The organism is Aphanizomenon sp. CS-733/32 (genome assembly GCF_028330045.1).
Lineage (GTDB): Bacteria > Cyanobacteriota > Cyanobacteriia > Cyanobacteriales > Nostocaceae > Dolichospermum > Dolichospermum gracile.
Map to the genome: position 1 here is coordinate 1 of NZ_JAQMSE010000200.1, position 11,176 is coordinate 11,176.

Genomic DNA, 11,176 nt, shown 5'->3' on the forward strand with positions numbered 1-11,176 from the left:
ATGGTCGTTTGGGGATTTGAGATCGGCGAACTGCTTGCAGCAGCGCTTCGCTATCGCCACCTAAGATTTCGACGATTTTGTATCAAAATTATCATCAAAGGTATTCAAAAATCCGAAATTACCGATTGTGACACTGGGGGGTGCGGAATGTTTATAAGAATATATCTTAATTAATACAAAAAAACCGAGAGTTGAATGTTTCCGCCGCAATCAAGATGGATTTTGGGTATTACAGTCTTATGTAGGAGAAGAAACTTCATTTCAATTACACAGCATTAGCTTTGCGGGAACAATGAGACAACTTTATGAAGATGTAGATTTTCCGCAGCCAGCGTAATTTTCCCCAATCCACAATCAGAAATTTTGGACTTTAGACTTTAGATAAATCATCCAAAATCCAAAATCCAAAATCTAAAATTGTTTAAGCCATTTGATTTTCAATCGCCCAACGTGCTAATTCAGTACGGTTGTGGAGATTGGTTTTGCCCAACATATTGGACACATGGCTTTCAACAGTTCGCTGACTGACATTTAATTCTTCAGCGATTTCGCGGTTCGCTAAACCCCTAGCGACGAACTGGACTACTTTCAGTTCCGTTGGGGTTAACTGGACATCGAAAGGAACTTGGATACGACCGCCGCTGTCCCCGCCCTTGGTTTGATGTTCTTTCCAACGCACAGTTTGCTTGAGTGAGGATTCCACTTGGGCGACGAGTTCTTCAGGTTCAAAGGGCTTGATCATATATACGTCAGCGCCTTTATTTAACCCCTTAACTCGGTCTGCACTTTGACCTTTAGCGGAGAGGAAAAGAACGGGAATCCAACTAGTTCGTTCAGTCTTGCGGACTTCTTCGACAAAAGTGTATCCGTCCATTTCCGGCATCATCACGTCACAGATGATCATATCTGGAACTTCAGTTTCGAGAAGATCCAGAGCTTCTCTACCATTTGCAGCCGTGATGACTTCGTAGCCCCGGAACTCTAAGTAATCCTTCACCAGCAAGATGAGGTTAGGGTCATCATCAATAAGTAGAAGTCGTTTGTGGTCTTTCATGCTGGGTTCTTTCATAACAGTGGCACTTCTCGCACTTCGATCCATTAAGGTATTGATATAGTTATCCTGTATGGTGGATGACTTCAGATGTTGTCTTTTTTCCCACTTAACTTACTTTAACTCCCCGAAGTCTTAAAAGTGTTAGTTACTTTCAACGGACTTGCGAGTGAATGGAAAAAGTCTAGTAAGGATACGTATAGCAGTAGTCTTTATAATGCGCTATTATAGATCCATTTGAAAGTTGCAGGCTAAAAACCCTGATAAAATTATTGTCCTTGTGAATCACAAGTCAGTATTTTTTCAAGATGACCCTAGCTCGAAACTCGCCCGCGCTTTCATTGGTACACCGCTGCTTTACTTATCCTTCGGATGTTCAGCCTCCATTTGGAGGTAGAAAATCAACCGGGGAATGTTTTGGCCAAGCACGGTTAAAAATATAAATTTCTTCACCATACTCGTTACCAATCTACTGGTCTTTGGATGACCTACTCTAATGACTTCTGGATTTAATTGGCGATACCAGACCCCATCTAGGTAAACTACTATTATCGTTCTAGAACAACAAACACGCAAGTTTTTGACTTGGGCTGTGAAGATGCCTATGGAATAACTATGTGTTAACTGATGGGTTTGATCGCTCTCCCAGTCCTTGTTAACAGCATTACCAAGTTCTAGACTAGCCGATTTGTAACAGAATTGAGCATTTATCTGTTTTTTGAATGGGTAATTGGTAATGTTACCTATTACCTGTTCCCTTATCCCTAGTAGTTTTAGGGATGAGACGACTGTTTGTGGATCATTGTGATGTTACTCATTGAGTAGATCCCTGATTACAGTTCTATAACAATTTCCCAGGTTTGCAAATAAAGTTGTCCATATCAAAATATTCATTACTTACGCAACAAACCCTGACAACTAAAATAATTGGATATTTGCACTTAAGTGTCGCCACCCTCATCTTAGTTCGGAAACCCGTACACAAGCCATGATTGCTATTGTGTCCTAGATAAAGCTAAATTAGCACTCATGAGTCGAGAGTGCTAATTTAGCAAAAAATTTTGTATGGCAGCTGTATCTCTGAGCGTTTCCACCGTTAAACCCCTGGGCGATCGCGTTTTCATCAAAGTGAGCGCCCCCCAAGAAAAAACCGCAGGCGGTTTGTATTTGCCCGATAATGCCCAGGAAAAACCCCAAGTAGGCGAAATCGCCGCTGTTGGTCCTGGCAAGCGCAATGACGACGGAACTCGTCAAACAATGGATATTAATGTTGGCGATAAAGTGTTGTACTCCAAGTACGCTGGCACTGATATCAAGTTGGGTACAGATGAGTATGTACTCCTTTCGGAAAAAGACATTTTGGCGATCGTTAGCTAATTGGTGATAGGTAATGGGTAAAGACCTTTCCTAATTACCTGTTCACCACTCACCAACTCTTCGCCAAATTTAATTAATTTACTACCGGGATTTAGACTTATTATGGCAAAGCGCATTATTTACAACGAAAACGCCCGTCGCGCTCTAGAGCGTGGTATTGATATTCTCGCTGAAGCTGTAGCTGTTACCCTTGGTCCAAAGGGTCGTAACGTGGTTCTAGAGAAGAAATTCGGCGCACCACAAATCGTCAATGATGGTGTCACCATCGCTAAAGAAATTGAATTAGAAGACCACATCGAAAATACCGGTGTAGCTCTAATTCGTCAAGCTGCTTCTAAAACTAACGACGCTGCTGGTGATGGTACAACCACAGCTACCGTTTTGGCTCACGCGATCGTTAAGGAAGGCTTGCGGAACGTTGCTGCTGGTGCTAATGCGATCTTATTAAAGCGCGGTATTGATAAAGCATCGGCGTTTTTAGTCGAAAAAATTGCTGAACACGCTCGCCCTGTAGAAGATTCTAAGGCGATCGCTCAAGTTGCGGCAATTTCCGCTGGTAACGACGAAGAAGTCGGTAGCATGATTGCTCAAGCTATGGACAAGGTGGGTAAAGAAGGCGTAATTTCCCTAGAAGAAGGGAAGTCTATGACCACCGAATTGGAAATCACCGAAGGGATGCGCTTTGATAAGGGTTATATTTCCCCTTACTTCGCTACTGACGCAGAACGGATGGAAACCGTTTTCGATGAGCCTTTCATCTTGTTAACTGACAAGAAGATTGCTTTAGTCCAAGATTTAGTTCCTGTCCTCGAACAAGTAGCTCGTTCCGGTCGTCCTTTGGTAATTATCGCTGAAGACATCGAAAAAGAAGCTCTAGCAACCTTGGTAGTTAACCGTTTACGCGGTGTTCTGAACGTGGCTGCTGTGAAAGCTCCTGGTTTTGGCGATCGCCGTAAAGCTATGCTAGAAGATATCGCTGTCTTAACTGGTGGTCAACTCATCACCGAAGACGCTGGTTTGAAACTAGATACCACCAAGCTAGAAAGCTTAGGTAAAGCTCGTCGCATCACGATCACCAAAGACAGCACCACCATTGTGGCTGAAGGTAATGAAGCTAGTGTGAAGGCTCGTTGCGAACAAATCCGTCGTCAAATGGAAGAAACCGAATCTTCCTACGACAAAGAAAAACTCCAAGAGCGTTTGGCTAAATTGTCCGGTGGTGTAGCTGTAGTTAAAGTTGGTGCAGCTACCGAAACCGAAATGAAGGACAAGAAACTACGCTTGGAAGATGCTATCAACGCTACCAAGGCTGCTGTAGAAGAAGGTATTGTTCCCGGTGGTGGTACAACCTTGGCTCACCTCGCTCCTCAATTGGAAGTTTGGGCGCACAGCCACCTCAAAGATGAAGAGTTGACAGGTGCTTTAATCGTCGCTCGGGCTTTACCTGCTCCTCTGAAGAGAATTGCCGAAAACGCCGGTCAAAACGGCGCGGTAATTGCTGAAAGAGTGAAAGAGAAGGATTTCAACATTGGTTTCAATGCTTCTACCAACGAATTCGTTGATATGTTAGAAGCTGGTATTGTTGACCCCGCTAAGGTAACTCGTTCTGCACTACAAAATGCTGCTTCTATCGCTGGTATGGTGTTAACAACAGAATGTATCGTTGTTGACAAGCCAGAACCTAAAGATGGCGCTCCTGCTGCTGGCGCTGGTATGGGTGGCGGGGATTACGACTACTAAAATCTTTTCGTAGTTTTCCTAGTTTAAATAATGGCTGCTTCCGCAAGGGGGCGGCTGTTTTTTTTGCACGCAGAGGCGCAGAGGCGCGGAGAGAATATTGAGTTTCAATTCAACTTATATCCCACATTCCGCACCCCAAACTGTCACAGATCAAAAAAGCCCTTAGAGGATGTTTGAAAACTCATGATTGCTGTATCAAATGTTTTACCCCTCCCTAACCCTCCCCCTGTAAAGGGGAGGGAACTGGATTTTCTTGTTTCCCCCCAAAGCATTGGGGGGATTAAGGGGGGGTAAAATGTGATCAAAATTACGGGATACCACTTTTAAAACATCCTCTAATGTATTGACTTTACTATCCTTCTTCTTAAAAATACTTAAACAAAAGAAGGATAGCAGAGAACAAGAAATACTGGTTGATATTTAATTCGATTGGGAACGCCGGACAAATGGGAGTAAATCTTGTAAAATCACTTGATGATAATGTTCTTGGGGATAATGTCCGACATTATTAAGTTTGATTATTTCCCCATTGGGTACAGATTTTACAAAAGTTTCCGCCATATCTACAGATAACCAAGGATCAATCATACCCCATTGGACTAAAATAGGTTGTTGCCATTCTTTAAACCCATTTTCTATTTCTAGCATGGCTTTTTCTAGTTGGAAATTGCGAATTGTTGCTAGGAGACTTCTTCCAGGGGCAGAACTTTTCAAAAAGGGTTTTCTATAAATGTCTAAATCTTCATCTTCAATGCGGTAACGACTTCCACCTTCTAGGGTTCTATCAACTAATAAAGGATCTTGGGTAATCATATCTCCCGCAAAAGGTAAACCCATTTGTTTGATCTTCCAAGGTAATTTTGCTGCTGGAGAAATGGGTGTATTTAAAATAGCAATATTAGCAACTTTGTCAGGATAACGTAAGGCATATTGTAAGCCAACCGAACCTAAAAAACCTTGGACAACTAGGGAAAACTTTTCTAATTCTAAAGCTTGAACAAATCCTGCTAAAGCTGTGATAAATGCGTCGGGAGTATAAGCAAAATCCTGTTTTTCTGGTGTACCGGAAAATCCACAACCAATCCAGTCAGGTGCGATCGCTCTATTTCCCTGTGCTGCTAAACTAGGTATAATATTTCTCCAACTATAACTTTGAGCAACTATCCCGTGTAAAAATAACACAGGAATTAAATCAGTTCTCCCAATTGGTTCAGCTTCTCGATAAAACCATTCTAGAGAATCTACTGTAATTTTATGTTCTTGAATTGACACGCTATTTTCCTATTGACGACGGCAACAATACCAGACAAATGCTAATATCATCATCCTATAAATAGGTGATAGGTGAACAAATCCCATAACTACATATGTCTTTAGACCGGGGAGTGTCAAAGCAAAGGTTTCTCAAACAGTACCAAGGCTAAGATAAAATCCATAATGAAAATTGCCACCCAAGTAGTTACCACAGCAGTTGTCGCTGATTCTCCCACTTCCTTTGCGCCTCCTTGAGTTGTTAGCCCCCAACTACAGCCATTAACCGATACTATAGCCCCAAAAATCCACCCCTTGAGTAAAATAATTAAAATATCTGATGGTAATAAAAAATTTCTCACTGATTCTAAAAATGTTTCAGGACTAACCTGATAAAACTGCATAGCCGCAAAAGCACCACCCATAACACCTGTAACTACAGCAAAAATCATCATTACAGGCATCATTAAACAGCAAGCAATGACTCTGGGTAGGACAAGATAATCAACAGGGTCTGTTCTGAGCATATATAAAGCGTCAATTTGCTCTGTTACCCGCATTGCTCCTAATTCCGCTGCAAAAGCTGAACCTACTTGTCCGGCGATAATACTAGCAGTTAAAATTGGTGCTAGTTCTCGACAAAATGCTAAAGCAAATGCACCGCCAACGGTATCTACAGCCCCGAATCTGACTAATTCCCTAGCGGTTTGAATCGTGAAAATCATCCCCGCAAAACCGTTGACTAATAATACTGGAGGGAGGGAAGCAGGTCCTGTTGTCACTGTATGTTCTAATATCTTGCGATAGTAAGTTTTTCCGCGCAGGAAATGCAGTAAAATTTGACCGAACAACAGAAATACTGACAAACAGCGAATTATCCAAGATTGTTCTAAATTTCTTTTTGGTTGCAAGTTTACGGCCACTAATTAAATTTTTTTACCAGGAAATTATGAAAATTTAAGTTGCTACAAATAGAGTATTCCAATCACTAATAGCATTTCTTTGAGCAGTTAATAATTCCTGGATACCTTGTTCCGAAAAATCTAACATTTGATTCAATTGCTGACGACTAAAACTTCCCGCTTCCGCTGTTCCCTGAACTTCAACAATGTCCATTTTATGGTTCATGACTACGTTGAAATCCACATCTGCGGCTACATCTTCAACATAGTTAAGATCCAAAAATGGTTCACCCTGCAACAAACCTACAGAAACTGCTGCTATTTGTCCACATAAAGGCGATCGCTCAATAACCCCCTGGTGCAATAATTGAGAAATAGCATGAGCCAAAGCCACAAAACCCCCAGTAATTGCCATTGTCCTCGTTCCTGCGTCAGCTTGCAGCACATCTGTATCCACAGTCAATGTTAGTTCTCCCAGTGCCTCAAAATCCAAGGCAGCCCTTAAACTCCGCCCAATTAAACGTTGAATTTCCTGAGTTCTCCCCGACAATTTTATCAATTCCCGTTCCTGGCGTTTCTGGGTAGCAGAAGGCAACATTCTATATTCAGCAGTCAACCAACCCTTCCCACCACCAGTCAAAAATTTAGGCACTCCTTCCGCCACACTAACCGTACACAGAACCTGAGTATCACCAGACTTCGCTAAAACAGAACCAGGGGCAAACCGAGTGAAATTAGGATAAAAACTATGGGGACGGAGTTCACCAGGGGTTCTCCCGTCAGGACGTTGCCAAGTCATGGAAATTGCCTTTTGAATTTTTGCCTACAGCCTTTAGATTACCCCATGATGACAAAGGAATAAGGCTGCTTTACTAATAAATACTGCTGTATAATAACTATATGTTTTGCTATTAGCAAAAATTTGCATTATGGTTGCCCAACTAGAAACCCCAGGTCTAAATTCAACCCTCAGCTTACCATATTCCGTAGAAGGACTGGTACAAGTTTTTACTAGTTCCCAGCGAAGCTTTTTTACCAGTGTCATGGCACAAGCGCTGAGAATTGCCGGACAAGGTACACCAGTATTAATAGTCCAATTCCTCAAAGGTGGGATTCGTCAAGGACATGAACGACCTACCCAAATGGGACAACATTTAGATTGGATTCGCTGTGATTTACTCCGTTATATTGATAATTCCGAATTGGACGCAGCAGAAAGTCAAGCTTTGCAACAACTTTGGCAACATACCCAAAAGGTAGTTAATGAAGGTAAGTATTCTTTATTGCTATTAGATGAGTTGAGTTTAGCGATTAGTTTCGGTTTAATTCCAGAGACTGAGGTTTTAGAGTTTCTGTCTCACCGTCCCCCTCATGTTGATATTATCCTCACAGGTTCTCAGATGCCCCAGTCTCTTTTAGATGTAGCAGACCAAATTACAGAAATTCGTCGCAGTCATCAACCTTAAGTATTAAGATATCTTAGTAAGTTGGTTGAATTATCTGAGAACCTGTGATTAAAAACGACATCTGGATCACCGAAATGGCTCGAAAAGGCATGATTTCGCCTTTTGAGTCGAGTTTAATTCGTCATTCTGAAGAACTACCCGTAATTTCATTTGGACTTAGTAGCTTTGGCTATGATATCCGACTATCAGCAGAAGATTTCCGTATTTTCAAACATATTCCCGGAACTGTGGTAGATCCTAAGCATTTTAATCCTGAAAACTTGGAAGCAACAAAACTCCATCAAGATGCTAATGGCAGCTACTTCATCCTGCCAGCACACTCCTATGGACTAGGGGTTGCACTTGAAAAGCTAGAAATACCCGATAATATTACAGTGATTTGCATAGGAAAAAGCACTTATGCGCGTTGTGGTATAATTGCAAATGTAACTCCTGCTGAAGCTGCTTGGCGCGGTTATTTGACTTTAGAATTATCTAATGCCTCAAGTGCTGACTGTCGTATTTATGCCAATGAAGGAATAGTGCAGTTAATGTTTTTAGAAGGAGCGCCATGTGGTGTTAGTTATGAATCACGTCAGGGTAAATATCAAGACCAATTAGGTGTTGTCACACTGGCTAGAGTTTAAATGTAAAACATAAACTATCATTTTGCTTTCTCTACATTTTCTTTGGGAAGGTTTTGTACTCCCTGTTGCTGTAGAGGCTGTACAATTTGGACTACAGTTAAAACTATAGATTTCCTGCCAAACCACCTGCTTTCTCATACTCTTCTCTATCATCCACCACTGTTTTATTACTACCGTCCAATATAAATGGAATAACACTCATAAGTTTTACAATGTCTGAAATACTGCGAACTAATTATACAATAAATTATCTGTTTCAACCTCATCATTACTTGAATCTTACATTATATACTTAAAGAAGTATGTCAGAAAAAGAACCAAGTCTAGACCCATTTCTAATACAGCTATTGGAAGGGTATACTTTAACAGAGGTGGCTGAGATTGAAAAATATATGATTGAGTGGGATGCTGCTACATATAGCAGTGTTGCTCAGAGTATATTAGATCATGCTGAGAGAAAACAAACTGACCCTTTAAAGTATTTACGTAAAGCTTATAATTTTAATAAAAGAGGAGCAGTCAGAGTTCCAAAAACTGGATATCGTGGAGATAGTTCAGCAGTATATCGTAAAGGTAATGAATATCTGATTGTCAGACCAGACAAATATGGTGGCGAAAAGATAGTTACTTATGGAGTTAATGATGACTGAAGCCGTTTTAGATCAGCAAGAAGTGACAAAGAGAAACATTAGTCAATTATTGTCACAATTGACTAATACCTATCAAAATACACGCAGTGAAAGAAAGGAAATTGTTATTCAGTTTCCTCCAGATAATGAAGAGTTTTCACTATTAGAAGAAATTGAACTTTTAACAGTAAATTTAAGAGGTTATGCTAGTCAAATCGCAGCTACAGGTCAAATAATTAATAAAGAGCAGGTGATTTCTCAATTACAAGCAATGCGAGTTTTTAGTGTTTCCCCAATTGGTCAATTCTACTTTAGCAATAATGGCAATTATGAACAAATAAAAAATTATATTAGGATGTTGGATTACTTGCGGTTACTATTGTTAGAATATCTGCAATCTCTTTAAAATTTGAAAATCAAGTTATATTCTTTTTTAACCCAAATTCCGCACCCACACTGTCACGTTCTTTGAACGGAGATGATATTATGAGTCGCTCCCGAATTATTCAGCCTGGTCAAAGTTATACTTTTAGTAAATACTTTGAGTTACCATTTTCTCCAGAAGATATTTTGGCCGAACTTGGTTGTGGTTATCAACGTGAAAGGCTAAAATTACCAACGACAGAATCAACACCTCGCTATATTAAAGAATTACACCGAGTAATTGAACGTAACCTCCAACGAGTTAAATTATTAAGTGAAGATGCTCGTAAACAAGCAATTATAGCGCCGATTCTTTTAGAAGTTTGTGAAATTACAGAAACTCAATTGAATATTGAATATCCTATTAGTGTCAGTGACCAATTAAAAGGTAGTTTAGACTATTACTCTATTTCACGGTATTTGAGTCACCAATTACCCCTGTGAACGGTTACGGTAATATATGGTAAAATTGAATTCAAAACTACACACAAAACATGGCTACAAAAATCCCCGTTACTGTCATCACAGGCTTCTTAGGAAGCGGTAAAACCAGCATTATCCGTCACCTCCTCCAAAACAACCAAGGACGACGCATAGCAGTATTAGTCAACGAATTTGGCGAACTGGGGATAGACGGTGAATTATTGAAATCCTGTCAAATTTGCCCCGAAGATGAAATAGAAGCAAATCCAGAAACCCCAAGTAATAACAATATATTTGAACTGACAAACGGCTGTTTATGCTGCACCGTTCAAGAGGAATTTTACCCGACAATGCGGGAGTTAATTAAACGCCGAGATAGTATTGATTATATTATCATTGAAACCTCTGGTTTAGCATTACCAAAACCCTTAGTTAAAGCCTTTCGTTGGCAAGAAATCCGCAATGCAGCTACAGTAGATGCAGTAATTACAGTAGTAGATTGTGCCGCTGTTGCTGCGGGAACATTTGCCAGTGATTTAGATGCGATCGCAGCCCAACGTCAAGAAGATGATAGTCTAGAACATGAAACACCATTACAAGAATTGTTTGAAGATCAACTTGCTTGCGCTGATTTAGTAATTTTGAATAAAACTGATTTAGTTGATGCCCAAACACAAGCACAAGTTCTAGAATTAGTCAAGAAAGAACTACCTAGAGTTGTGAAAATTGTCTCTAGTGATTATGGTAAATTAGACCCATCTATATTCTTAGGATTTGCAGCCGCAGTAGAAGATAATTTAGATGATCGTCCTAGTCACCATGATACAGAAGAAGAACATGATCATGATGATGAAATAAATTCAACTCACGTGATTTTAGACCGGACATTTGACCCCGAAAAGCTACAAGCAACATTAGAAAAACTGGCACAAGAACAGGAAATTTACAGAATTAAAGGTTTTGTGGCTGTTGCTGATAAACCCATGCGGTTAGTTATGCAAGGTGTGGGTAATAGATTTGATAAATTTTATGATCGTCCTTGGAAACCAGAAGAAGCAAAACAAACCAGTTTAGTTTTTATCGGTCGTAATTTACAATCTTCAGCAATAGAATCTCAATTAGTAGCTTTGTAATTGCGACCAGAGAAGCAACTGACTTAATAGCTAGAAACCGGACGTTTAATGGTAGTGCTTGAATGTTTCTACATTCATAAACATTATATCTGTTTGGGGTGGTAATTGATAATTTTTCTGGGGGGGAATATTGGTAGAGCGATCGCATCATCAAA

General features: G+C 40.3%; 12 protein-coding genes. 8 read left to right on the forward strand and 4 right to left on the reverse strand.

Going from position 1 to position 11,176, the window contains the following annotated elements; genetic code table 11:
• Positions 1 to 421: 421 nt before the first annotated feature.
• Positions 422 to 1,099: a response regulator transcription factor gene (locus PN471_RS15830; protein ID WP_193892857.1), complete on the reverse strand. Its 678-nt coding sequence runs from the start codon at positions 1,097 to 1,099 to the stop codon at positions 422 to 424.
• A gap of 1,017 nt (positions 1,100 to 2,116) precedes the next feature.
• Here PN471_RS15830 and groES point away from each other — a divergent pair.
• Together groES and groL are read left to right on the forward strand one after the other, a co-directional pair.
• Complete coding sequence (gene groES, locus PN471_RS15835; RefSeq protein WP_271777672.1) at positions 2,117 to 2,428, forward strand: co-chaperone GroES; 312 nt, start codon at positions 2,117 to 2,119, stop codon at positions 2,426 to 2,428.
• Between the two features lie 102 nt (positions 2,429 to 2,530).
• Positions 2,531 to 4,168, forward strand: coding sequence for a chaperonin GroEL (gene groL, locus PN471_RS15840; RefSeq protein ID WP_271777673.1), 1,638 nt, complete (start codon positions 2,531 to 2,533; stop codon positions 4,166 to 4,168).
• Positions 4,169 to 4,588: 420 nt separating this feature from the next.
• On the opposite strand, the gene PN471_RS15845 is transcribed toward groL, so the two are convergent.
• From PN471_RS15845 to rph, 3 genes are all read right to left on the reverse strand, one after another.
• Complete coding sequence (locus PN471_RS15845; protein ID WP_271777674.1) at positions 4,589 to 5,440, reverse strand: alpha/beta fold hydrolase; 852 nt, start codon at positions 5,438 to 5,440, stop codon at positions 4,589 to 4,591.
• Between the two features lie 116 nt (positions 5,441 to 5,556).
• Positions 5,557 to 6,330, reverse strand: a complete 774-nt coding sequence (locus PN471_RS15850; RefSeq protein WP_271777675.1) for an MlaE family lipid ABC transporter permease subunit — start codon at positions 6,328 to 6,330, stop codon at positions 5,557 to 5,559.
• 46 nt (positions 6,331 to 6,376) lie between these two features.
• Entirely contained in the window at positions 6,377 to 7,120 is a 744-nt protein-coding gene (gene rph / locus PN471_RS15855; protein WP_271777676.1) for a ribonuclease PH, read from the reverse strand.
• A 130-nt stretch (positions 7,121 to 7,250) separates the two neighbouring features.
• On the opposite strand from rph, the gene PN471_RS15860 reads away from it, so the two are divergent.
• From PN471_RS15860 to cobW, 6 genes are all read left to right on the forward strand, one after another.
• Positions 7,251 to 7,787, forward strand: coding sequence for a P-loop NTPase family protein (locus PN471_RS15860; RefSeq protein ID WP_271777677.1), 537 nt, complete (start codon positions 7,251 to 7,253; stop codon positions 7,785 to 7,787).
• A gap of 44 nt (positions 7,788 to 7,831) precedes the next feature.
• Positions 7,832 to 8,413, forward strand: a complete 582-nt coding sequence (dcd, locus tag PN471_RS15865) for a dCTP deaminase (RefSeq protein WP_442867161.1) — start codon at positions 7,832 to 7,834, stop codon at positions 8,411 to 8,413.
• Positions 8,414 to 8,715: 302 nt separating this feature from the next.
• A complete protein-coding gene (locus PN471_RS15870; protein ID WP_271777678.1) occupies positions 8,716 to 9,063 on the forward strand; it encodes a hypothetical protein in 348 nt (115 codons plus the stop codon).
• Complete coding sequence (locus PN471_RS15875; RefSeq protein WP_271777789.1) at positions 9,056 to 9,448, forward strand: hypothetical protein; 393 nt, start codon at positions 9,056 to 9,058, stop codon at positions 9,446 to 9,448. The genes PN471_RS15870 and PN471_RS15875 overlap by 8 nt, the downstream gene beginning before the upstream one ends.
• Before the next feature lie 80 nt (positions 9,449 to 9,528).
• Positions 9,529 to 9,909: a hypothetical protein gene (locus tag PN471_RS15880; RefSeq protein WP_271777679.1), complete on the forward strand. Its 381-nt coding sequence runs from the start codon at positions 9,529 to 9,531 to the stop codon at positions 9,907 to 9,909.
• Between the two features lie 50 nt (positions 9,910 to 9,959).
• Positions 9,960 to 11,021, forward strand: a complete 1,062-nt coding sequence (gene cobW, locus PN471_RS15885) for a cobalamin biosynthesis protein CobW (RefSeq protein ID WP_271777680.1) — start codon at positions 9,960 to 9,962, stop codon at positions 11,019 to 11,021.
• Positions 11,022 to 11,176 lie beyond the last annotated feature (155 nt).